General features: G+C 40.5%; 27 protein-coding genes. 18 read left to right on the top strand and 9 right to left on the bottom strand.

The window, feature by feature from the left end; genetic code table 11:
- The first annotated feature begins 182 nt into the window (after positions 1-182).
- Positions 183-1,193, top strand: coding sequence for a hypothetical protein (locus tag U3A58_RS15235; RefSeq protein ID WP_323824770.1), 1,011 nt, complete (start codon positions 183-185; stop codon positions 1,191-1,193).
- 71 nt (positions 1,194-1,264) lie between these two features.
- Positions 1,265-2,362 (top strand): formylglycine-generating enzyme family protein, encoded by a 1,098-nt coding sequence (locus tag U3A58_RS15230; RefSeq protein ID WP_323824768.1) that lies wholly within the window; start codon positions 1,265-1,267, stop codon positions 2,360-2,362.
- A 77-nt stretch (positions 2,363-2,439) separates the two neighbouring features.
- On the opposite strand, the gene U3A58_RS15225 is transcribed toward U3A58_RS15230, so the two are convergent.
- On the bottom strand, positions 2,440-3,036 hold the full coding sequence (locus U3A58_RS15225) for a riboflavin synthase (protein ID WP_323824766.1): 597 nt from the start codon (positions 3,034-3,036) through the stop codon (positions 2,440-2,442).
- Positions 3,037-3,147: 111 nt separating this feature from the next.
- Between U3A58_RS15225 and U3A58_RS15220 the strand changes: the two genes are divergently transcribed.
- The 5 genes from U3A58_RS15220 (at position 3,148) to U3A58_RS15200 (ending at position 6,476) form a co-directional block, all read left to right on the top strand.
- Positions 3,148-3,810: a protein-L-isoaspartate(D-aspartate) O-methyltransferase gene (locus U3A58_RS15220; protein ID WP_323824764.1), complete on the top strand. Its 663-nt coding sequence runs from the start codon at positions 3,148-3,150 to the stop codon at positions 3,808-3,810.
- 138 nt (positions 3,811-3,948) lie between these two features.
- Positions 3,949-4,467: an acyl-CoA thioesterase gene (locus tag U3A58_RS15215; protein ID WP_323824762.1), complete on the top strand. Its 519-nt coding sequence runs from the start codon at positions 3,949-3,951 to the stop codon at positions 4,465-4,467.
- Positions 4,468-4,557: 90 nt separating this feature from the next.
- Positions 4,558-5,136 (top strand): hypothetical protein, encoded by a 579-nt coding sequence (locus U3A58_RS15210; protein ID WP_323824760.1) that lies wholly within the window; start codon positions 4,558-4,560, stop codon positions 5,134-5,136.
- A complete protein-coding gene (locus U3A58_RS15205; protein WP_323824758.1) occupies positions 5,133-5,450 on the top strand; it encodes a DUF3817 domain-containing protein in 318 nt (105 codons plus the stop codon). The genes U3A58_RS15210 and U3A58_RS15205 overlap by 4 nt, the downstream gene beginning before the upstream one ends.
- 3 nt (positions 5,451-5,453) lie before the next feature.
- On the top strand, positions 5,454-6,476 hold the full coding sequence (locus U3A58_RS15200) for a hypothetical protein (protein ID WP_323824756.1): 1,023 nt from the start codon (positions 5,454-5,456) through the stop codon (positions 6,474-6,476).
- A 6-nt stretch (positions 6,477-6,482) separates the two neighbouring features.
- On the opposite strand, the gene rfbA is transcribed toward U3A58_RS15200, so the two are convergent.
- Positions 6,483-7,343 (bottom strand): glucose-1-phosphate thymidylyltransferase RfbA, encoded by an 861-nt coding sequence (gene rfbA / locus U3A58_RS15195; RefSeq protein WP_323824754.1) that lies wholly within the window; start codon positions 7,341-7,343, stop codon positions 6,483-6,485.
- Positions 7,344-7,542: 199 nt separating this feature from the next.
- On the opposite strand from rfbA, the gene U3A58_RS15190 reads away from it, so the two are divergent.
- The 5 genes from U3A58_RS15190 to U3A58_RS15170 all read left to right on the top strand — a co-directional run bounded on the left by U3A58_RS15190 (position 7,543) and on the right by U3A58_RS15170 (position 11,797).
- Entirely contained in the window at positions 7,543-8,820 is a 1,278-nt protein-coding gene (locus U3A58_RS15190) for a glycosyltransferase (RefSeq protein WP_323824751.1), read from the top strand.
- A gap of 9 nt (positions 8,821-8,829) precedes the next feature.
- Positions 8,830-10,317 carry a glycoside hydrolase family 32 protein gene (locus tag U3A58_RS15185; protein ID WP_323824749.1) on the top strand — a complete coding sequence of 496 codons (1,488 nt, stop codon included), beginning with the start codon at positions 8,830-8,832 and terminating at the stop codon, positions 10,315-10,317.
- 250 nt (positions 10,318-10,567) lie between these two features.
- Positions 10,568-10,822 carry a (4Fe-4S)-binding protein gene (locus U3A58_RS15180; protein ID WP_323824747.1) on the top strand — a complete coding sequence of 85 codons (255 nt, stop codon included), beginning with the start codon at positions 10,568-10,570 and terminating at the stop codon, positions 10,820-10,822.
- A 191-nt stretch (positions 10,823-11,013) separates the two neighbouring features.
- Positions 11,014-11,181 carry an NAD(P)H-dependent oxidoreductase gene (locus U3A58_RS15175; protein WP_323824745.1) on the top strand — a complete coding sequence of 56 codons (168 nt, stop codon included), beginning with the start codon at positions 11,014-11,016 and terminating at the stop codon, positions 11,179-11,181.
- Between the two features lie 367 nt (positions 11,182-11,548).
- Complete coding sequence (locus U3A58_RS15170) at positions 11,549-11,797, top strand: acyl carrier protein (RefSeq protein ID WP_323824743.1); 249 nt, start codon at positions 11,549-11,551, stop codon at positions 11,795-11,797.
- Between the two features lie 90 nt (positions 11,798-11,887).
- Here the strand turns inward: U3A58_RS15170 and U3A58_RS15165 are convergent, their stop codons facing one another.
- Positions 11,888-12,355 (bottom strand): hypothetical protein, encoded by a 468-nt coding sequence (locus U3A58_RS15165; RefSeq protein ID WP_323824741.1) that lies wholly within the window; start codon positions 12,353-12,355, stop codon positions 11,888-11,890.
- 7 nt (positions 12,356-12,362) lie between these two features.
- Positions 12,363-12,821 carry a hypothetical protein gene (locus tag U3A58_RS15160; protein ID WP_323824739.1) on the bottom strand — a complete coding sequence of 153 codons (459 nt, stop codon included), beginning with the start codon at positions 12,819-12,821 and terminating at the stop codon, positions 12,363-12,365.
- 168 nt (positions 12,822-12,989) lie between these two features.
- Here U3A58_RS15160 and U3A58_RS15155 point away from each other — a divergent pair, with 168 nt between their 5' ends.
- The 6 genes from U3A58_RS15155 (at position 12,990) to U3A58_RS15130 (ending at position 16,675) form a co-directional block, all read left to right on the top strand.
- Positions 12,990-13,202 (top strand): YwbE family protein, encoded by a 213-nt coding sequence (locus tag U3A58_RS15155; RefSeq protein WP_323824737.1) that lies wholly within the window; start codon positions 12,990-12,992, stop codon positions 13,200-13,202.
- Between the two features lie 121 nt (positions 13,203-13,323).
- Entirely contained in the window at positions 13,324-13,503 is a 180-nt protein-coding gene (locus U3A58_RS15150; protein ID WP_323824735.1) for a hypothetical protein, read from the top strand.
- Between the two features lie 119 nt (positions 13,504-13,622).
- Positions 13,623-15,077, top strand: a complete 1,455-nt coding sequence (gene nirK / locus U3A58_RS15145; protein ID WP_323824733.1) for a copper-containing nitrite reductase — start codon at positions 13,623-13,625, stop codon at positions 15,075-15,077.
- An 83-nt stretch (positions 15,078-15,160) separates the two neighbouring features.
- Entirely contained in the window at positions 15,161-15,853 is a 693-nt protein-coding gene (locus U3A58_RS15140) for a formylglycine-generating enzyme family protein (RefSeq protein WP_323824731.1), read from the top strand.
- A 4-nt stretch (positions 15,854-15,857) separates the two neighbouring features.
- Positions 15,858-15,980, top strand: a complete 123-nt coding sequence (locus U3A58_RS15135) for a hypothetical protein (protein WP_323824729.1) — start codon at positions 15,858-15,860, stop codon at positions 15,978-15,980.
- Positions 15,977-16,675, top strand: a complete 699-nt coding sequence (locus tag U3A58_RS15130; RefSeq protein WP_323824727.1) for an SCO family protein — start codon at positions 15,977-15,979, stop codon at positions 16,673-16,675. The genes U3A58_RS15135 and U3A58_RS15130 overlap by 4 nt, the downstream gene beginning before the upstream one ends.
- A gap of 5 nt (positions 16,676-16,680) precedes the next feature.
- On the opposite strand, the gene U3A58_RS15125 is transcribed toward U3A58_RS15130, so the two are convergent.
- The 5 genes from U3A58_RS15125 to U3A58_RS15105 all read right to left on the bottom strand — a co-directional run bounded on the left by U3A58_RS15125 (position 16,681) and on the right by U3A58_RS15105 (position 20,690).
- Positions 16,681-17,148, bottom strand: coding sequence for a YehS family protein (locus U3A58_RS15125; protein ID WP_323824725.1), 468 nt, complete (start codon positions 17,146-17,148; stop codon positions 16,681-16,683).
- Positions 17,149-17,602: 454 nt separating this feature from the next.
- Positions 17,603-18,040, bottom strand: coding sequence for a VOC family protein (locus U3A58_RS15120; RefSeq protein ID WP_323824723.1), 438 nt, complete (start codon positions 18,038-18,040; stop codon positions 17,603-17,605).
- Positions 18,041-18,107: 67 nt separating this feature from the next.
- Positions 18,108-18,404, bottom strand: coding sequence for a hypothetical protein (locus tag U3A58_RS15115; protein WP_323824721.1), 297 nt, complete (start codon positions 18,402-18,404; stop codon positions 18,108-18,110).
- 61 nt (positions 18,405-18,465) lie between these two features.
- Positions 18,466-19,845: an MATE family efflux transporter gene (locus U3A58_RS15110; protein ID WP_323824719.1), complete on the bottom strand. Its 1,380-nt coding sequence runs from the start codon at positions 19,843-19,845 to the stop codon at positions 18,466-18,468.
- Positions 19,846-19,964: 119 nt separating this feature from the next.
- Positions 19,965-20,690, bottom strand: a complete 726-nt coding sequence (locus U3A58_RS15105; RefSeq protein ID WP_323824717.1) for a 6-phosphogluconolactonase — start codon at positions 20,688-20,690, stop codon at positions 19,965-19,967.
- Positions 20,691-20,757 lie beyond the last annotated feature (67 nt).

Below are 20,757 nucleotides of genomic sequence, written 5' to 3'. Positions count from 1 at the left end.
GAATGTTTTTTTGGTTGGTATCTTTAGGAAATTGGCCAAAGCATGCTTTGGCTAACTATACAGGTGATTAGCAAGCTTTTAGCTACTGACCTTTTATTTTTTGGATTGATTTTTTCTTACTCATCTTTCCTATATCTTAATGGAGAATTATTTCCTTCAATCCCCTAACACCCCTTGTTGCTATGAGTTTCAATAAGAGCCAAGTAGCATTTTTCCAGGCAATAAAATTATCATTGCCTAGCTACAATTCATTGGTTGACGAAATTGCCGAAATATTGGAAATCAGCATTGACAGTGCTTACAGGAGAATCAGAGGAGAAAAACTTTTGGATTTCAGTGAGTTGGAAACTCTATGTAATCGATTCAAAATCTCAACTGACACTTTTTTCAACCTACATTCCAATAGCGTCCTATTTCATGGCAATCAGAATGACTATCAAGAGAATAGTTTCATGAAATGGATGGGGGACGTATATGCACAACTAAACCTGGTGAATAGTTTTTCTAAAAAACATATCTATTGGCTGGTCAAAGATATGCCTCCTTTCCATCACTATTATCACAAGGAATTGGCTGCATTCAAGTTCTTTTTCTGGCGAAAATCTATCCTGTTCAATGACAGTTTGAAAGACACCAAGTTTTCTATCAAGGACAACTCTTACAATCAGTTTGCAGAAATAACCCAGAAAATCCTCAAAGCATACCACAAGATCCCGACGACCGAAATCTGGAATATTGAAGGGATAAATATCACACTACGGCAAATTGAGTTGTATCATGAAATGGGAATAATGACTTATACAGAAGACACCATTTTTCTCTACAACTGTATGATGGAGGTGATCGATCATTTGGAGAAAATGGCTGAAAAAGGCAAAAAGATCCTACCGTCAAATCCAGAGATTGATGGAGCAGATTACAACTTTTTTGTAAATGAATTCATCATCGGTGATAATACATTTTTTGCTACGATGGATGAAAATAAGGTGACTTATCTCAATCACAGCGTAATATATTTCCATGGCACTTCAGATCCCTCTTTTAATAATGCGATGTTCAGAAATCTGGATAATCTCATCAAGAAATCTACTCAGATCAGTGTGGTGTGCGAAAAGGAGCGGAGGCAGTTCTTTAACAAATTGCGCAAAAAAGTAGTAGAACGGATAAATGCCATCCTTCTTAAGGAAGCCTAAAATCCGCTAGCACTAGAACTCTTTGGCAAGAGGAAAGAATCTGCTACTTTTAAACCTGAAGGAAGCCAATTATGAACAATTCAATAAAATACAGTTTTGCTAGCCTTGCCCTGGTCAGCACTTCTTTTTTCGCCTGTCAAGAAAGCACCTCTGACAAGGTAATTGATGAGGAGAATATGAGCATAGACAGTATGCCCGAACCAAGTGAAAAAGTGGCAGGAATGGCATGGATTCCAGGAGGGGAATTTGTCATGGGAACCAATGAAGTAGATGCATATTCCGCCGAAAAGCCTGCGGTAAATCTGCAAGTGACTGGTTTCTGGATGGACACACATGAAGTCACCAATGCTGATTTCAAGAAATTTGTAGATGAAACAGACTACATAACTGTGGCAGAGAAAAAACCAGAATGGGAAGATCTTAAGAAACAATTGCCCCCAGGAACACCAAAGCCAGACGATACGGTTTTAGTGGCTGGCTCCATGGTGTTTAGTCCTCCTCCCTACGCTGTTCCTACGCAGGATATCTCTCTCTGGTGGGTTTGGGTAGAAGGTGCGAGCTGGAAAAAACCAGAAGGGCCAGAGTCAGATTTGAAGCGAAGAGAAAATCATCCGGTGGTTCATATCGCCTTTGATGATGCCAAAGCCTACGCAGATTGGGCAGGAAAAAGACTTCCCACGGAAAATGAGTGGGAGTTTGCAGCTCGCGGAGGTGCAAAAGGAAAACGATTTGCTTGGGGAGATGAATTGACTCCCAATGGCCAATATTTAGCGAATACTTTTCAAGGGAATTTTCCAAATGACAATAAAAGTCTAGACGGTTTTAACGGCACCTCCCCAGTCAAGTCTTTTGCTCCGAACACCTTTGGCCTTTACGATATGATTGGCAATGTCTGGGAGTTGACAGCTGACTGGTATGATGCACTCAAATATGCGAGATTAGCTGGTCAGGCTCCAAAACTAGATGCAAACATGAAGCAATGCTACAATCCGGACAATCCGTATGCCATGGAGCGTGTGATCAAGGGAGGATCTTATTTATGTGCTGATAATTATTGCGTGAATTATCGGCCATCTGCCCGTCAGGGTCAGGCATTTGATAGCGGCACTTCCAATGTCGGCTTTAGGTTGGTAAAAGATGCTGAAGAAAAGTCAATCACTCTGAAGTAAAATTAGGCAGGATTGTTCTGAAGACGGATACAACAGCGGACTTTGTGCTCCTTCGTGTCCACTGCGGTTAAAAAATCCTATGGCAAATCATAGCCTTTTGTTATCCGCTGTATGTATTTCCCTAAAATATCAAACTCCAAATTGACTAGGTCTCCCGGAACTAGCTGATGAAAGTTAGTATGCTCAAAGGTATATGGGATTATCGCCACTGAGAATCTACCTGGCCCAGAATTAAAGCACGTCAGACTTGTTCCGTTTATCGTGATTGAGCCTTTTTCCACAGTCACATTTCCAAGGCTATAATCAAACTCAACATCAAAAACCCATGAACCAGTTTGATCAGTGATACTTTTTACTTTTCCCACTTGATCCACATGCCCCTGCACGATATGCCCATCAAAGCGTCCATTTGCAGGCATGCAACGCTCTAAATTGACCTTCTTACCTACTTTCCACTGAGATAAATTCGTTTTCTGAATTGTTTCATCAATTGCTGTCACCCGGTAAGACTCAGGAGTAGTACGCACCACAGTCAGGCAAACGCCATCATGGGCTAAGGACTGATCGATTTTCAATTCCGAAGAAAGCGATGAGTCTAAATCAAAATGGACATTGGTTCCTTCGTGGGTTATATTTTTTAGAGTGCCAAAAGCTTCTATTATTCCTGTGAACATGGAGGTGAATTTAACTTTCAAAGATTCAATAACTAAGCAATAAATGCCCTATTCAAGTTCAAATTAAGCCAAATATTCTTTTAACTTCGACCGCAGAACCATAAAATCACTATGCCCCTACTCAAACTCGAAGACACGTATTTACACAAAGGAAAACGGAGAGCTCTGGTGACTTTGCTGCGGGAAAAGGGAATCAAAAGTGAGCGGGTCCTACAGGCTATCAATACCTTACCTAGACATTTTTTCTTTGATTCTGCACTGATTTCCCATGCCTATGAGGACAAAGCATTCCCCATTGGCGAGGGTCAGACTATCTCACAACCTTATACAGTAGCCTTCCAAACAGAGCTTTTAGAGATAAAGGAAGGCGATAAAATATTGGAAATTGGAACAGGATCCGGATACCAAGGAAGCATATTGCATCTACTTGGCGCAGAGGTATTTACGATAGAATATCAGAAAAAACTATTTGAGGGAACAAAGCGATTCCTAACGAGATTGGGAATAGAAATGCATCTCTTCTACGGAGATGGTACGGGCGGACTTCCTGCTTATGCACCGTACGACAAAATAATTGTCACCGCTGGAGCCCCAATAATCCCAGATGCTTTGATTCAGCAATTAAAAATTGGAGGAATACTCGTAATCCCCGTAGGCGATAAGCGCAGGCAAACCATGCTAAAAATCACCAAGAAATCGAATACAAAGGTCGATCGGGAAGAATACGAAGGTTTTGCTTTTGTGCCCTTATTGGGCAAAGACGGTTGGAAGTGAAATGATTTGAAATTAGACGTTTGAGATTTGAGATTTTCAACTCTTTGAGTTTTACATTATTCGGAATAAAATTCCGAAACCAGTTACATTTAATTTTTCTGCCAAATTTTATTTCTAATATTGATAAATTTTAGAATTATGAGCATCAAGAAATTCGCTAAAGAGTCCGCAGTAATCATGACCGAAATGGTTCTTCCCAATGACACCAATACGCTAAACAACCTCATGGGAGGAAAGCTGATGCACTGGATGGATGTGGCAGCTGCCATAGCCGCTCAAAAGCACTCTAATAGCATCGTAGTGACTGCTTCTGTGGATAATATTTCCTTTCAGGAACCAATCGCCCTCGGTAATGTAGTCACGCTAAAAGCTCAAGTTACTCGCGCGTTTAATTCCTCTATGGAAGTCTTCATAGAAGTGACTGCTGAAGATATTCCTGCCAACAAAAAGGTCATGACACATCGGGCATTTTTCACCTTTGTAGCTGTAGATGAGCACAATAAACCTTCAGGAATCCCCGAATTAGTCCCGGAAACTACAGAAGAAATCGAAAACTTTAAAGGTGCACTAAGAAGAAGACAGCTGAGATTGGTGCTAGCAAAAAGAATGAAACCTGAAGATGCCGTAGAACTGAAGTCCATTTTCAATCTTGATTGATCTATCTAAAAGACAGTAAAAAATCGAGGGGTAGTAGAGATATTATTCCTCTTTTTTTGTGTTAAGGCGAATTTTGAGCAATTTCCCGACATGGAAAATATGAGCATTCAGGAGCTCCAGCACATTATCACCGAAGAACTTTTTTTCTTTGAGAAAGAACCTAAAGACGAACAGGTTAAACAGGGCACAAATCATGTAGAGGAGACAGCACAACCAAAGACACTTCCGAAAACAGTTCATCTTGAGGTTGCTACACCGCCCCAAGAAGAATTAAAACCAGAGCCTTTGACTGTTCGTGGTAAATTTGAAAAAGGTATTCTAGTGCTTCACGAAGAGCAGCAATTGAAGCCAGAAGTAATGGAAATGCTGGTAAATATGATCAATGCTGTTGGTCATTCCATGAACGAAGTTGGGCTACTTTCATCGAAAGAACTAGAAGGTAGAACCTTAACAGAACTTTATGACCTTAATGCCCATATAGTACTTAAATTTGGTCGTGTGAAACACCCGATCAACGCGCTTCCTGCTTCGGACTATCAAATACACACGGAAGAAGAAACAGAATATTTATTCGCAGATGCATTAAGTGTAATTTCTGAGGATAAAGTTCTCAAAGGCAAGCTTTGGAACACTTTAAAAGTACTATTTAACATAGCTAAAAAACAATGAGCCTTACACCTCAACAACACACTTGGGCAAAACGCTTTCGCTGGATTTCACTTATAGAAGGAACATCCTTCTTGCTATTACTTTTCATCGCAATGCCACTTAAATACATGTGGGACTATCCGCTAGCGGTGAAATATGTAGGCTGGGCTCATGGGATACTATTTGTGATTTATATCTTCACGGTATTTCCTACCGCCCATAGGTTAAAGTGGAATTTCAGCAGGACATTATTTGCCCTTATAGCCTCTATTTTACCATTTGGCCCTTTTATTTTCGACAGAAATCTGAAGAAAAGTCAGCACGTGGATTTGTAAGAAATGGCGTTAATCAGCAAAAAGAAGCGCATTTTCGCTATCAGCCATGGGCTGAGGCGTTTCCTGATTAAGTACTCCCGTGAGGTGGATATCCCTATTCATTATCACGAATTGCTTCGCTATTCGAGTTCTATTGCACTGTATGATTCTAAGGAACAAGACACACTTTGGGAGACGGTATTCTACGATCAATCCGACCGAGAGGAGATTCACCTCAATGTTAAAATGATCTATGCTTTGCTGAAAGCTGGCGGAGATATGTCTGTAATGGAGCATTTGTATGTGGATAGGATCGACTTGTGTGTATACGGAAACACGCAGCCATTTCGGGTGCGAATAGTGAATAGAATCAATGATAATTTTGATTATTTCTATGTCAAAAATGCTGATGCTTCCCGAGTGTATGGACTTGAATTTGAACATTTGCTTTCTCCAAATAGAATCTCCTATCTAGTTCACAAAAACACCTTGATTGAAGAACATATAGCTGGGATCCCTGGAGATAAATTTATGCGAGCCCATATGCAGGATCCGCACCTGAATCCTATACGACTAGCCAAAGAATTTGTCAAATTCAATGAACGCTGCTTTGTGAGGCTTTTAGGGGACATGCATTCATCCAATTTTGTGATTGACGTCACACCCGACTTTGAAGAGACACATTATAGAATCCGTGCGATTGACTTTGACCAGCAATCCTATGAGGGCAAAAAATCAATTTATTTACCGCAATATTTTAAGGAAAACAATGTGTTGATTCAGTTGGGGATGAAATACATCACGCCAGAATCCATGGCTCAATATCAGAAAGAAGAGCGTGCCCTGATCGCTACACGACTCAAATCTTCCCGGCAAGGTATATTGGATATTTTGCGATCAATGGAGAATGATATCATTTCATTACCAGAGAATATTGCATCGCTCAAAATAGACTTGGCGAAGCATTATTCTAATGATAAGTTCCTGGAATGCGCGAATATGGGGCAGATCATGAAAACAAGTCTCGAACAACTAATCAAGAAATAAGTTAGCTTATTTCAGCAATCTCCTCAAATACCCCCCATAACCACTTTTCCCTAATTTATCGGCAGCCTGAAGCAGTTTTTCTTCCCCGATAAATCCTGCTCTGAAGGCAATTTCTTCTATGCATCCGATCTTCAACCCCTGCCGCTCTTCTATTACTTCCACAAACTGTGCCGCTTGAAGAAGCGACCGATGTGTACCTGTATCCAACCAAGCTGTTCCTCTGTTCAGGATGGCAACTTGCAGCTCTCCTAACTTCAAATATTCATTATTGATATCAGTGATTTCCAGCTCACCTCTTGGACTCGGTTTGATTTTTTTTGCGATTTCTACGACTCTATTATCGTAAAAATATAGACCTGGAACAGCAAAATTAGACTTTGGGTTTTCGGGCTTTTCTTCAATACTAATCGCCTTCTGATTCTCATCGAATTCCACCACTCCGTATCGCTCAGGATCATTGACATGGTAAGCAAACACGACTCCACCATCGGTGTCAGTATAGGCTTGTAAAGTCTTATGAAGTCCAGATCCGTAGAAAATATTATCCCCAAGTATCAAGGCGACTTTCTCCTTTCCGATAAATTTCTCACCTATAATAAATGCCTGAGCCAAGCCATCTGGGCTAGGCTGCACTGCATACTCGAATGAGCAACCCACTTGAGATCCATCACCTAGCAGTCGCTGAAAAGCATCACTATCTTCCGGAGTAGTAATGATCAACACTTCTGTAATTCCCGCCATCATCAGAACAGAAAGAGGATAATATATCATTGGCTTATCATAAACAGGCATCAGCTGCTTACTCACGGAAATAGTCAAAGGATACAGACGTGTGCCGGATCCACCGGCCAAAATAATTCCCTTCATATATATTAAGTTGTATAAGTTTAAATTTTATAATCCTTTAAACCGATTCCAAAAATGAATCCAAATTTCAAGCTTTACGAATTATTAATTCATTAACCTGAGTAAAATACTTGATAAAATTCTGGGGTAAAAAGATTGAAAATTAGAGTTAGATTAAAGCTTAAAGCTACAGAAAGAGCAAAAATTAAAAAAATAAGACATGAAAATATTGTTTGCTTCATTGGGAACTCGTGGAGATGTTGAGCCATTTTTGGCACAGGCTGAGATTTTTGCCGAAAAGGGAGAGGACATTGTCTGTCTTTTTCCCGAACAGTTTAGAGAAACCGTCACGCAACTTGGGTACGAGTTCATCGGTTTTGACAAAAGATTTCTAGAGTTGCTAGATTCCCAAAGCGGCAAAACAATCATGGGCGGAGGTGGAAGCGCTTGGCACCAGCTCAAAAACTATATCAAGTTGGCTAAAAGCTCCATAAGTTTACAACACACACTCATCGAACAGCAGCGAGGTGCATTGAGAACTCATCTTCCTGATCGAATTGTGTTTCATGGCAAGTGCCTCTTCTATTGTATCGCTGCAATGGCTGATCCAAAACGCTATACCCTGCTCACACCTCTCCCATGTCTGACTCATCCAGCAGAGGACTTTCCGCATATAGGTTTTGGAAAATGGAGACCATTTAGCCCAAAATGGAATCTTAAATCTTATAATTTAGTAAATGGGGCTAGACGTCTTGCGATGAAAAAATTTGTTGGTAAATATTATTCGGACTTCCCTTCTACGGAAATCAACTCAAAGACACTAAAGGAATTTGAATTGAATAGACTGCAAACTGTTTACACCATTTCCCCATCATTATTCCCAAAACCTGCGATATGGCCAGAATCAGCGAAACTTGTTGGCTACTATTTCAGAAATCAACTCAAGGAATATCACCCGCCTACTGAACTAACTATTTGGCTTGAAAAGCACCCTAAAGCCGTTTTACTCACCTTCGGCTCGATGAGTAATACAAAGCCCAAAGAGCACTCTAAAACCATCATAGAATTACTTCAAAAACACCAGATACCTGCAATCGTAAATACTTCTTGGGGTGGATTGGAGCAACTAGCTGACAGCAATGCATCCATTTACTATGTGAATCAAATTCCTTACGACTGGATTCTACCACAACTTTATGGAATTATCCACCATGGTGGATCAGGAACTACACATCAGGGTGCTGCACATGCATGTGTGCAAATGATTGTTCCCCATATCATTGATCAGTACTTTTGGAATAGAATCATAGAAAAAAGACAACTAGGCCCTCTTGGCACCAGCATTCATGACCTAGATGCAGACAAATTTGAAATAGCACTAATTAACTTTTGGACGAACCCAGAATATGCCATAAATGCTGAACAACTTGCCCAACAAATCAAAGAAGGAGCTAAACGAGATACAGTTTATAACCTAGTGATGATGCCATCAGCTTAAGAAAACAATATGAACCGAACTAAACTTTATCTTTCCATACTCTCCGTGCTGCTGGTTTTCAGCTGTCAGGCGAAGCCTGAAATTAGTTTTGAATCCAACGTCACAGAGGAATTTAGACCTTCTTACCATTTCACCCCAGCTTCAGGCTGGATAAATAATCCCAATGGTTTGCTCTATTTGGATGGAGAATACCACCTCTTCTATCAGCATTATCCTGACAGTACAGTATGGGGGCCAATGCATTGGGGACATGCTGTCTCTTCTGATTTGGCGAATTGGGAGTCGCTGCCGATAGCACTTTATCCTGATAGTCTAGGGTACATTTTCTCAGGAAGCGCAGTCTTTGATGCCGGCAACAGTTCGGGATTAGGTACAGCAGAAAACCCTCCCATGGTTGCAGTTTTCAACTACCACCATGCTGAGGAAGCAAATACTTCATCGGATACATTCCAGAGTCAGGCCATTGCTTTTTCTCTGGATAAAGGAAGAAGTTGGGAGAAATTTGAAGGCAATCCAGTCTTACCCAATCCAGGGATTAGAGATTTCCGTGATCCAAAAGTTTCCCAAATCACTACTCCTGATGGTTCCAAATCTTGGATCATGACTTTGGCTGTACTTGATCATATTAATTTCTACAGCTCCGCTGATTTAAAAAACTGGACTTTACTAAGTGAGTTTGGACAAACAATTGGCGCACATGGCGGAGTCTGGGAATGTCCAGATTTACTTCCATTCAAAACTCCATCAGGAGAAGATAAATGGGTTTTGCTGGTCAGTATAAATCCCGGCGGACCACAAAATGGATCTGCCTCACAATATTTTATTGGCGACTTCAAAAATGGTCAATTCACTCCAGATGACACCATGATCCGGTGGCTTGACTATGGACCGGATAACTATGCTGGAGTAACTTGGAGCAATCTTCCTGAGGAGCAAAACAGAACGCTTTTTATAGGCTGGATGAGCAACTGGCTCTATGCAAACGTGGTTCCAACAAAAGCCTGGAGATCAGCGATGACCATTCCCCGAGAATTAAGCTTAGTCGATGTGGATGGTACGCTATTATTGAAATCTGCTCCTGCGAAAGAACTCGAAGGGCTAAGATCTAAAGAGTATGAAATGAACATAGAAACTTCTGCATTACCATCGGAAGCTGTAGAAATCACTGCGGATGTCGCTTCAAAGACTTTTTCAATAACCTTCTCAAATGAGCTCGACGAAACACTGTTAATCACTAAAGAGAACGGCTTGGTAAGTATAGATCGTAGAAATGCAGGAATGAGTGATTTCCATCCTGATTTTGCTGCAATTCATTCCGCGCCCATGAGCTGGGAAGCAAAAGATATCAGAATATTTTTAGACGCATCATCCATCGAATTATTCGTGAATAATGGAGAATTGGTGATGACTTCCATCCTATTTCCAACTAGTCCATGGAAAAGTGTGACGGTTGCTGAAAATCTCAATTCCTTAAAAATTTATGATTTGAAAAAATAAAATTGGTGTATTTGAAACCTCTCAGGTCATTTCTTTTAAATTTTTAGACCAGTTACTCAAAATGAATAATAGCTTTCAATCGTACTAATTTACCTGAGTTGGGTCTTATGGTTTGTGGCTGTTTTTACATTTCCTGTCGCTATTGATTCTACCAATAATGATTCCCTTGATTCTGTATTCTGCCATCTAATATTTAATTCAAAGTTGAATATTTTGTACTATTATTATAAGGTCAAACTATCGAAAAGCTATGTCAGATAATCTAATTCATAAAGAATATTCTAACGGTGAAGTAACTATCACATGGGAACCTCACAAATGCATCCATTCCACGAATTGTGTTAAGGGGTTGCCTTCAGTTTTTGATTTTGAAAAAAGGCCATGGGTTAATGCCGAAGGAGCAAGTACAGAAACCATAGTCAAGCAAATAGATAATTGCCCAAGTGGTGCGCTGGGCTATTATTTTGCGGAGCAAAAAGAAAGAAGCACAGGTGATGTGATGTAGGAACAGTTGGTAGAAGTAGTTCCTAAAGGGCCGCTGATGGTCTATGGAAATCTCTAAGTCAAACTTCACAATGGCCACCTCAAAAACCAATGTAAGATTTCTGCCTTTTTTAGATACGGTTCCAGCCAAAACAAACCCTTTTGTAATGGCTCACATCAGAAAATTAATTTCCAAGGCTAAAGCCTAGATTCATGCGTAAAGTACTCGTTCTTTTTGCTCACCCAAAATTTGAGCATTCTCAGGTAAATCAAGCTTTGATCCAGGCTATCACAGGATTGGAAAATGTGGAAATCAGGGATTTGTATGAAAGCTATCCCGAATTCAATATTTCCGTACAGGTAGAGCAGGAAAGTCTGTAAGTGGGAGAATTGCTGCGCAAATTTTCCGCAAACGAGCCTACCTGAAACAATGATGACATAAAAGAAGCTGAGAATACATAGCGCATTTTTCCGCAGTAAATCTCACTTTATTTTTACCCTAATCCACCAAGCGTCCCTTCTTCGTACATCCATAATAAGTTCCAGACTTCACTAGCAATCAAAAGATTAGTAAGAATAATTAACTCGCCTATTTATTGTTAATTAATAGCTTGTCTGTAGCGAACATAGAATTAGAAACGTATTAATCAAGTACTTTGGAACTAAGTGTTTGATTTTACGTTCTCATTGACGGCATGTTTAAAAACACCAAATTGACTATTTCTTTCTTTCTCAAAAGACAATTACTATGACCCAACAATTTACACTTCTAAAGAAAGCCATCGAAGTCTTCCACTCGTATGGTATTACGTTGATTGGCCAGCAGAAAAACGCTGACTTTATTGAGCAATTGCACATGGATCCGGTATTTATCAATGGTCTGATTTTCGAGTTAGAATATCAGTTACAGGTTATTTTTCAGGATGAAAAACTAGGTAAAGTTCACACACCAAAGGATTTGATAGCACTTCTTATCAATATTCCACAGGATAATTAGCGTGACCCTCGAAAACTAAACCAACTAAAAAGGGCTGTTTTCTTTATTCGAAAACAGCCCTTTTTTTAATACTCAACTACAACTCACTTACTAGTCAACTCTATTGTAAATAATACCCAAAGAACTAGCTAAAGGCGGCATAATGGTATGCAGTTCTCTATTCTTATTTCTAAGTTGAAATTCTCGCGACAGATTTTCTCCATCTACTATACTTAGCTCCTCTTTGTCCAGATCAAACTCTTCTCCTCCTTGTATGTGGTAAAGTGCAAGTATAGAGACCAAAATTTTTCCATTAGTAATTTGATAGTTACCAGTATAATATTCAAGATAGCCGATCACTTCTTTGGTCTCTATATCTCTAAAATAAACTTCAGAATATACTTTTCCATCTGACTCAAAATCAATGGAATACACCAAATCATACGGTTGATTTGCAATCTTATATTCAACGACATTTTGCCACTGATTCTGCGTCAAAACTTGAGGATTGATTTCAGCATCATCGCATCCAAGAAGCAATAGCATAAGGAAAACTGAAGCTATCAATTTGATTTTCATATTTTTTCTAGTCAATCTTAATAAAGGGTTCTGGCGGAGCACAACTTGCATTCGGTGGGCATATATAATAGAATTTTGAGAAGTCACTTTCAATGGCATATTCCATAATAGTTTCTCCGTCCTCTACCGACACCAGAAGTTCCTTGTCCGCATACTGAAGCTTCGTATCTGTTGGAAGTGAAAATTGGTTTCTTATCACAATCAACTTAGTCCCTTCAACTCGATAGATCCCCGCAAATTCACTTGCATAGCCCAAATCGACAGGCGAGCCTTTTTGGCGCAAGGTTTCACTTCCTTTAATTGTTCCATCTGGGATAATCTCAAACGTGCTCACATAGTCATATTCGCTAAGATGAAATACGGATTGCCAAGTTCCTATAATAGTCCTCTTTGGATTTACATCCTCATCATTACAGCCTAGCAGGAGAAAGGCAGTTATGCCAATGAATATGAGTCTAGTATTCATATGAAATTTAATTAGGAGAATGTAAAAGACAGGTATTCTAATGAAATTCAAACCTTAATCAATACGTAAATCTTTCGCAGAATGCTACAGCTCGTTTTACCAAGTTAAAAGTTGTCATTAGAATCAAGTCAGAAGTAACTTGTGCATTCATACAAGAAAACAACACAAATGGATAAAAAAACAGTTACTGGAACCATTCGAAAAAACATACAAATCGACAGTGAGGTCACAATTATCCAGAAGCATCATCAGCGAACAGGTGAACTTACAGCAGGGATTGTGAAGAGAATCCTTACATCTTCACCCACGCACCCACATGGCATCAAAGTAATGCTGCATACTGGCGAAGTAGGAAGAGTACGAGAGGTATATGAAAATTGAGATTATGTGATGATGCCAGTCTGCAGAATTTCATTGCATATCGGGTAGGAAGAATCCAGCGTGCCGGCTGAAAGGGAGGATGACAGGAGACCCGCCAGAGTGGCCAAGCCGAAGTGACCAAATGCTAGAAGTTACCAAATCCTATGAAGCTTGTCTCTTTGCCGGCAGAAAAGCGGATACACATAAAGAATTGAAAAAAAAGCCAAATTTATATGACAAAAGTCATCACAATGACGGAGAATTTATTCTTGCTGCACTAATATTTGTATTTACTTTTGATCCATGCATGATCGGTGTATAGGAATGACTTCTTGGTATTAGAAAGTTGTAATTCAATCCAATAGGCTCAGAAGAATAATGCTTACTTCCAGCAACAAGGGAGTGCAGGTTTAAAATATTGTTCAATTTAACTGATTGATTATGATTTATCGAGTTGAAAATCTCTTGAGAAAACTCTTGTTTTTTGGTGGTATTATATCTGTGGTAGGATGTAGTGGCGGTAGCCATGAAAGCCGGGAAAACCCCTTAGAAATTGAGGCAAATGGTAAAATCAATGCCCAACTTACCAGCCCCCCTCACGTACCAGAACCTATAGGCAGCCGGCCAGCGAGGCATGTGATAGTGGACATGGAAATATTGGAACAGGAAGGCCAAATGGCAAATGGTGTAAGCTACATCTATTGGACATTTGGTGGCACTGTTCCTGGAAGTTTTATCCGAACCAGGTTAGGTGATGAAGTAGAGTTCACACTGAAAAATCATCCAGACAACAAACTCCCTCACAACATAGATCTTCATGCCGTGACAGGTCCAGGTGGAGGTGCTTCTTCCTCTTTTGTGGCTCCAGGACATGAAATCACCTTTTCTTTCAAAACACTAAATCCGGGATTATACGTTTACCATTGTGCTACGGCACCGGTGGGGATGCATATCGCCAATGGCATGTATGGGCTCATTCTGGTAGAACCCGCAGGAGGTTATCCTAAGGTGGATAAGGAATACTACATCATGCAGGGTGATTTCTATACCAAAGGATCCTATGGAGAACCTGGTCTCCAACCTTTTGACATGCAAAAAGCAATCGATGAGGATGCGGATTATGTGGTTTTCAATGGTAACACTGAGGCACTCAGCGGAGACAATGCGATCACTGCTGAAGTAGGCGAAACTATCCGTTTATATGTTGGAAATGGCGGCCCAAATCTAGCTTCTTCCTTCCACGTCATTGGGGAGATATTCGATAGAGTGCATGTAGAAGCTGGGTCATTAATCAACCATGATGTGCAAACAACTCTAATACCTCCGGGAGGAGCGGCTATAATAGAGCTTAAAGTAGAGTCACCAGGCACATTTGTGTTGGTTGATCATGCTATTTTCAGGGCATTTAATAAAGGTGCTTTAGGTATGCTAAAAGTATCAGGTAAGGAAAATCCTTTAGTTTATTCCGGGACTATCCAAGAAGGAATATATCAGCCTGAAGGCGGAGCTATTCAGACCATGCCAGGAGACCAAGGTGCACCTCTAGCACCATCCGCCTCATCTGTATCAGAAAGAATTGAGCTTGGTAAGCAAATGTACGCAAGAACCTGTCAAGCCTGTCACCAAGAGCAAGGTCAAGGTATTCCAAATGCCTTCCCGCCATTAGCCAATGCTGATTATTTAAATGAAGATGTAGAGCGGGCTATTAACATAGTACTCCATGGCAAAACAGGAGAAATCACCGTCAACGGAAAAACTTATAATTCTGTGATGACTGCCCAGACACTTACTGATGAACAAGTCGCTAATGTATTGACCTATGTGTACAGTAGCTGGGGAAATAGCGGGGCTGTAGTTACACCTACTATGGTGACTAAAGCAAAAAGTTCTCATTAAAAATGACTCAAGTAAAGCATATCATAGCCTGCTTCGTACTAGTTAGCTTTTCCCACCTTGGATATAGCCAATCGTCAACAGCCATGAAACTAATAAAAGGGGGATCATCACTCCCCCTTTATAGTTTGGACTCCGGCAAAGTTTGGGTAGATGATTTCTTGCTGGATGTATATCCTGTCACCAATCAACAATACTTGGACTTTGTCAAAAACTATCCCGAATGGCAGAAATCCAACGTAAAATCACTTTTCGCAGATGGAAATTATCTTGCTGATTGGCAGGATGATTTACAGTTGGGTCAAAATATGGACGCCAATTCTCCCATCACCAATGTATCCTGGTTTGCAGCCAAAGCCTATTGTGCCTGTCTGGATAAGCGCCTACCTTCAGTAGATGAATGGGAACTCGCGGCCAAGGCAAGTGAGACAAAAGCAAATGCAGAGAAAGACAGTTTATTCAACCAAAGAATCGTAGAAACCTACGAAACCCCAAATACTTACTCCAAGACCGTAGGAAGCACCTTTAAAAACTACTGGGGAATCTATGATATGCATGGAATGGTTTGGGAATGGACCAGCGATTTCAACAGTGTGTTGATATCCGGAGAATCCCGTCAGGATGGCGATGCGGATAGAGACCTGTTTTGTGCTGGCGCAGCCATCAGCGCGAGCAATCTCAGAGATTATGCAGCTTTTATGCGCTATGCCTTCAGGGGTAGTATTAAAGCCGATTACAACATCAAAAACTTAGGTTTCAGATGTGCAAAATCAAAATAGTAACATGAAATCGAGCATGACTCAAGCGTCACACACTGGGATGATTATCAGCCTTGCGAGATTCCATCCCGTTTCCTTCGTCACGGGACAGGTTATGACCTTTGAAAATCAAAATATAAACAGATGAAAATCAAGCTTATTACCCAGCTATTCAGCCTAGTCCTATTAATAAGTCTTTTTGCATGCCAAAAGCAAGCTGACACCTCCGATCAGTACTTCTGCCCTATGAAATGTGAAGGTCACAAAACCTATGATCATCCAGGAACATGCCCTGTATGTAAGATGGATCTGATAAAGGTAAGTGCTGTAGAAACCCCCGTTTTGGATGAGGATGGTATCTCCGACAGGTCAATATTTAATCTTACTTCTGAATGGAAAACCCAGAATAATAAGACTATACAACTAACTGACCTGAAAGGAAAAGTAATGGTAGTAGTGATGATTTACACTTCATGTGAAGCAGCTTGCCCAAGATTGGTAGCTGATATGAGAAACATCAATGAAAAAGTAGCTAATCCAGCAATAGATTTTGTACTGGTAAGTATTGATCCAGGTAGAGATACTCCTGAGGTACTAAAAGCTTATGCCAAAGAGGAGCATCTGGAAGGAGATCAATGGACCTTGTTACAAGGCACTGTGGACGATGTCAGAGAATTTTCGAACGTACTCTCTATGAAGTATAAGAAGATATCCCCCATCGACTTTTCACATACAAATATCATTTCTGTATTCGATAAAAATGGTGTGCTACAGTATCAGCAGGAAGGTCTTGGCGTCAGCAATGACAAACTTGTAGCAGAAGTCAAAAGGCTAAGTAAATGATCTTGTCAGGAAGCACCGGGGCGATGTTTCTGCTGCAACCCTTTGAGGAAATTCCTTAGAATCTGATCCTTACATGGACGAAATTGTGCCTGGCCTGGCTTTCTGAAAAATGCACTTAACTCATGCTTGCTGATCTTTCTATCTACAGATTCTAGGATTGCCAACATATCCTCATCACGGAGGTTTAATGCTATTTTGAGTTTCCTCAAAATGATATTGTTATTCAATCTTTTCTCCGCAACAGGCTGCTCACCCTCTTTTTTGCCACGCTTGAGAATGATAAATCCATTCAAAAAAGTCGCCAATTCCTTATCATACATTTCTTCAAACTCCGGTTCATCGTCTCGCTTGAGCCAGTTGGCAACCAATTCCCGATCTACCGTTTCCCCTCCTGATTTGATGATTTCTATCATTGTGAAGTCATTGAAGTCAAAAGTATAGCGAAGGCTACGGGCTACGTCATTATTGGTCATGGAGCTTACTAATTCATGGTTGAACCCGCATTATGCATTAGCAAATCTACTACGGCTTCAAACCGCCTCAAAATCAGTCGCTATGCTTCACTTTTCGCTCTCGCCGTAGCGGTGCTACGACTCGATCTCCAAAGAGACTGATTTTCTTGCAGTTTGAACCCTCGTTACGAATCCTAATGCATAGTCCGGGTTGAAGGGTTAAAATTAGCCTTTTTTTAGGGAAGTCTTTAACCACAGTGAACACAGAGTTTTACGCAGAGAACACCATTTAGCCAACCATCCTTATAATCAGTCAGTCTGCTTTTCACAGTTGCCCTGCATATCCAGAAGCTGGACTTCCGTGGTTTTCATTCCTTGTCAGAAAAACCGGTAAATAAATCAATTCTGATAAAGAAGTCTTAAAAATAAAACAGCCAGAAATGTGAGTTCCCGGCTGTTCAATAAGTTAGTTTGTTTATTCCTGATGTTGATTCTCAGCAAAACTGATCATCCAATTTATTCCAAATCGATCAGTCATCATTCCGAAATAATCCCCCCAAAAAGTACTGCTCATCGGCATAGTCACCTTCCCATCAGCAGATAGCTTCTCAAAAAAAGCATCTGCCTTTTCCTTTGAATTGGTGCTTATTGAAATTGAGAAATTATTACCAACAGTCAGTGGCCCACCATGTCCACCAGTATCTGATCCCATCAAGATGCATTCCTTGCTGATTGGCAAACTGATGTGCATGATTTGATTACGAAACTCATCAGCTACCGGGTATTGTGGATCATCTGGCATGTCGGCAAACCTACCTACATGGGCAAACTCGCCTCCAAAAACTGAGCGATAAAAATTGAAGGCATTTTCACAATTACCTTCAAAAGTCAAGTACGTGTTTAAAGTTGTCATCGTGTTTTGGGTTAATTTTTATATGCTTAAAAACTCATGGTATTCTTCACTTAGTGGAATGGAAAACCTAAGATTCCTGAGACAAAATCAAGCCATCAATACATCTATCTATTTGCTCCAAGGAGCAATTTTCAGTCTTGTAAGCTGTCTGCACTTCATCGCTTGTCGCAAAACAAACAGGGGAAGTAGCAGCGCCAATTTGAGGAACAAGTACTTCAACATTAGTAGTTTTAAGTGATTGAATTACCTGCATTCGAGCTCTAATTCTTTCAAGCAAAAGTTTGCTTTCTGGAATAGGTGAAACTCCATCAGCGTTTAATGTTTCCGTTAATTTTTCTAGAATATCTACCTCGGACTGCATCATGATAACCTAATCATTTACAAGCACTTAATTTAAGAAAATATTGTGACTTGAAGTCTGTTCATTACACCTCCGTTAGTTTCCATTTGCCCTTTTTGAAGAAATATAGAGAGACCAAGGAATGAAAACTATGGCTAAATGCGATGGAAATAAATATCCCCAAGTGAGCTAATCCAAAAGGGAAAGCGAGTACATAAGCAAGGGGAATCTCGATAAACCAAAGCACGCCGATATTTATCCAAGCTGGAGTTTTGGTGTCCCCAGCACCGTTAAAAGCCTGCGTCAACACCATACCAACGGCAAAGAAAACATAGCCTAAAGCTACTACCCAAAGACCCTGTGCAGCTACTGCCTGAACCTCTGGAATATCGGTAAAGAAACCAGCCAATTGCTGATTGAATAGTAAATAAATACCTGTCACCGAAGCCATGAAAATCACGGTGTATCTAGTCGTCATCCAAACTGATTTTTCAGCCCGATCTGGTTGTTTGGCTCCTAGATTTTGACCTACCAAAGTAGAGGCTGCTCCAGACAAACCCCAAGCAGGCAAAAGAGTGAAAATCAATATTCTAAATGCTATAGTAAATCCTGCTAGCGAAGCTGAACCAAACTCAGCATTCATTCGGGTGAGCGCTATCCAAGAAACCGAATCGATCAGGAATTGCCCCATTCCTCCCACGGCTATCTCCATGATTTTCTTGATGATTTCCCAAGAAACAACAATGTTTTCCTTAAGAATTTTCAGCTTGTGCTTACCATTAAAAAGATGGTAAACTTGATACACTACGCCAATTCCTCTGCCGAAAGTAGTAGCAATGGCTGCTCCTTCTAATCCATAGCCAGCCCAGTTTCCAACCCCAAAAATCAGAATCGGATCCAAAACCATATTCAATCCATTGGCAATCCAAAGTGATCGCATGGCATGATGCGCTTGTCCAGCTCCCCGGAACGCTCCATTGAGCAAAAATAACAGCATAATAGCCGTATTGCCAGCAAAAATTATCCGTGTGTAACTCACACCAGTTGCGATGACTTCTGCCTCTGCTCCCATCAACCCCAAAATATCCGGAGCGAATACCCATCCCAATATTCCTAGGATAATTGAGATTACTCCTCCTACGATAAGTAATTGAAAAGCAGCTGCTCCAGCCTCCCTGTATTCCTTTTCGCCGAATCTTCTTGAAATTAAAGCAGTAGCAGCCATACTGATTCCAAATCCCATCGCATAGACAAGCACTATCACAGACTCGGTCAACCCAACCGTGGCAATAGCATGCTCACCTAGCTTAGCTACAAAGAAGATATCTACGACAGCAAAGGCAGATTCCATCATCATCTCCAGGATCATGGGAATGGCTAGTACGAAAATGGCTGTTTTAAGGGAGAGACTGGTAAAATCCTGCTCTTTGCCCCGCAGGGCATCTTTGATTAATTGCCAGGTCATGTGCTAAAAGGAAAAATATGAAAGGCCGAATTAAGTAAAATTTCCAATGATTGGAAAATAGCCTGAGTTAATAAAAAATTAACAAACTCATGTCAGACACATTTTGTCGCTTTTCACCACTAAATACCACTTACCACCATTGACTTCTTATCTACTAGGACATGAGTATTAGGATGAAGCCATAAAAGTGAAGCGGGTAAATCTGTTCTGATGTTTCCTTCAAGAAGTAAATCCAAGGCTGGCTTTTTGCCTTTTCCCGAGATAAAGAGAATGACCATTTTTGAACTCATAATATCCCCAATTCCCATGGTCATACCTTGAGTCAGAGGAACACCAACTTTCTCAATCATCCCACTTGCCAAGGTTACAGCATGAAGTTTGGCCACATGGCAATTCGGCTGTAGATATTCCGCCGGTTCATTTAGAGCAATGTGACCGTTGATTCCAATTCCTAGAATACAGATGTCTATTCCATCAGAATCGGCTATCTCATTTTGGATTCTTTTGCACTCAGCTTCTGGATCCTGAGTTTCTACTTCGAATGAAATGTATCGATCGCCTCCAATTCCTAGCTTTTTGAGAAGCTTATGTTGAATATCATACTCGGAAGTGAAGGTTGACTCATTGCTCAACCCAACCCATTCATCAAGTTTGATCACTTTCATCCAGTCGAAAAACCCATGTGAATGTTGATGCTTTTCTACCATCAACTCATATAGTCCAGTTGGGGAATTTCCACTGGCCGCACAGAAAAGAAGGTCCGGCTTCATCTCAAGCTCAGCATGCACTAATTCTGCTCCCAGTAGCGACATTTCCTGATAGTCTTTGCAATAGTGTATTTTCATATGATTATAAGTTAATTTTTTTAGTTCCTTCAGATAAATAGTCGAGTGAGCTTACGGGGTTATTAAA

It is taken from the genome of Algoriphagus persicinus (assembly GCF_035156415.1).
In the GTDB taxonomy this organism is placed as follows: Bacteria; Bacteroidota; Bacteroidia; order Cytophagales; family Cyclobacteriaceae; genus Algoriphagus; species Algoriphagus persicinus.
This window is presented reverse-complemented; position numbering and strand designations above follow the sequence as displayed.

Coding starts and splice junctions, on each gene's coding strand:
- U3A58_RS15125 (WP_323824725.1), bottom strand. CDS start 17,148: ATGACCAATAATGACGTAGCCCGTAGCCTTCGCTATACTTTTGACTTC.
- U3A58_RS15115 (WP_323824721.1), bottom strand. CDS start 18,404: ATGATGCAGTCCGAGGTAGATATTCTAGAAAAATTAACGGAAACATTA.
- U3A58_RS15165 (WP_323824741.1), bottom strand. CDS start 12,355: ATGAAAATCAAATTGATAGCTTCAGTTTTCCTTATGCTATTGCTTCTT.
- U3A58_RS15150 (WP_323824735.1), top strand. CDS start 13,324: ATGCTAGAAGTTACCAAATCCTATGAAGCTTGTCTCTTTGCCGGCAGA.
- U3A58_RS15185 (WP_323824749.1), top strand. CDS start 8,830: ATGAACCGAACTAAACTTTATCTTTCCATACTCTCCGTGCTGCTGGTT.
- U3A58_RS15225 (WP_323824766.1), bottom strand. CDS start 3,036: ATGTTCACAGGAATAATAGAAGCTTTTGGCACTCTAAAAAATATAACC.
- U3A58_RS15155 (WP_323824737.1), top strand. CDS start 12,990: ATGGATAAAAAAACAGTTACTGGAACCATTCGAAAAAACATACAAATC.
- U3A58_RS15175 (WP_323824745.1), top strand. CDS start 11,014: ATGCGTAAAGTACTCGTTCTTTTTGCTCACCCAAAATTTGAGCATTCT.
- U3A58_RS15130 (WP_323824727.1), top strand. CDS start 15,977: ATGAAAATCAAGCTTATTACCCAGCTATTCAGCCTAGTCCTATTAATA.
- U3A58_RS15180 (WP_323824747.1), top strand. CDS start 10,568: ATGTCAGATAATCTAATTCATAAAGAATATTCTAACGGTGAAGTAACT.
- U3A58_RS15135 (WP_323824729.1), top strand. CDS start 15,858: ATGAAATCGAGCATGACTCAAGCGTCACACACTGGGATGATTATCAGC.
- U3A58_RS15210 (WP_323824760.1), top strand. CDS start 4,558: ATGGAAAATATGAGCATTCAGGAGCTCCAGCACATTATCACCGAAGAA.
- U3A58_RS15190 (WP_323824751.1), top strand. CDS start 7,543: ATGAAAATATTGTTTGCTTCATTGGGAACTCGTGGAGATGTTGAGCCA.
- U3A58_RS15220 (WP_323824764.1), top strand. CDS start 3,148: ATGCCCCTACTCAAACTCGAAGACACGTATTTACACAAAGGAAAACGG.
- U3A58_RS15205 (WP_323824758.1), top strand. CDS start 5,133: ATGAGCCTTACACCTCAACAACACACTTGGGCAAAACGCTTTCGCTGG.
- U3A58_RS15215 (WP_323824762.1), top strand. CDS start 3,949: ATGAGCATCAAGAAATTCGCTAAAGAGTCCGCAGTAATCATGACCGAA.
- U3A58_RS15120 (WP_323824723.1), bottom strand. CDS start 18,040: ATGACAACTTTAAACACGTACTTGACTTTTGAAGGTAATTGTGAAAAT.
- U3A58_RS15200 (WP_323824756.1), top strand. CDS start 5,454: ATGGCGTTAATCAGCAAAAAGAAGCGCATTTTCGCTATCAGCCATGGG.
- U3A58_RS15110 (WP_323824719.1), bottom strand. CDS start 19,845: ATGACCTGGCAATTAATCAAAGATGCCCTGCGGGGCAAAGAGCAGGAT.
- U3A58_RS15105 (WP_323824717.1), bottom strand. CDS start 20,690: ATGAAAATACACTATTGCAAAGACTATCAGGAAATGTCGCTACTGGGA.
- nirK (WP_323824733.1), top strand. CDS start 13,623: ATGATTTATCGAGTTGAAAATCTCTTGAGAAAACTCTTGTTTTTTGGT.
- U3A58_RS15160 (WP_323824739.1), bottom strand. CDS start 12,821: ATGAATACTAGACTCATATTCATTGGCATAACTGCCTTTCTCCTGCTA.
- rfbA (WP_323824754.1), bottom strand. CDS start 7,343: ATGAAGGGAATTATTTTGGCCGGTGGATCCGGCACACGTCTGTATCCT.
- U3A58_RS15235 (WP_323824770.1), top strand. CDS start 183: ATGAGTTTCAATAAGAGCCAAGTAGCATTTTTCCAGGCAATAAAATTA.
- U3A58_RS15170 (WP_323824743.1), top strand. CDS start 11,549: ATGACCCAACAATTTACACTTCTAAAGAAAGCCATCGAAGTCTTCCAC.
- U3A58_RS15140 (WP_323824731.1), top strand. CDS start 15,161: ATGAAACTAATAAAAGGGGGATCATCACTCCCCCTTTATAGTTTGGAC.
- U3A58_RS15230 (WP_323824768.1), top strand. CDS start 1,265: ATGAACAATTCAATAAAATACAGTTTTGCTAGCCTTGCCCTGGTCAGC.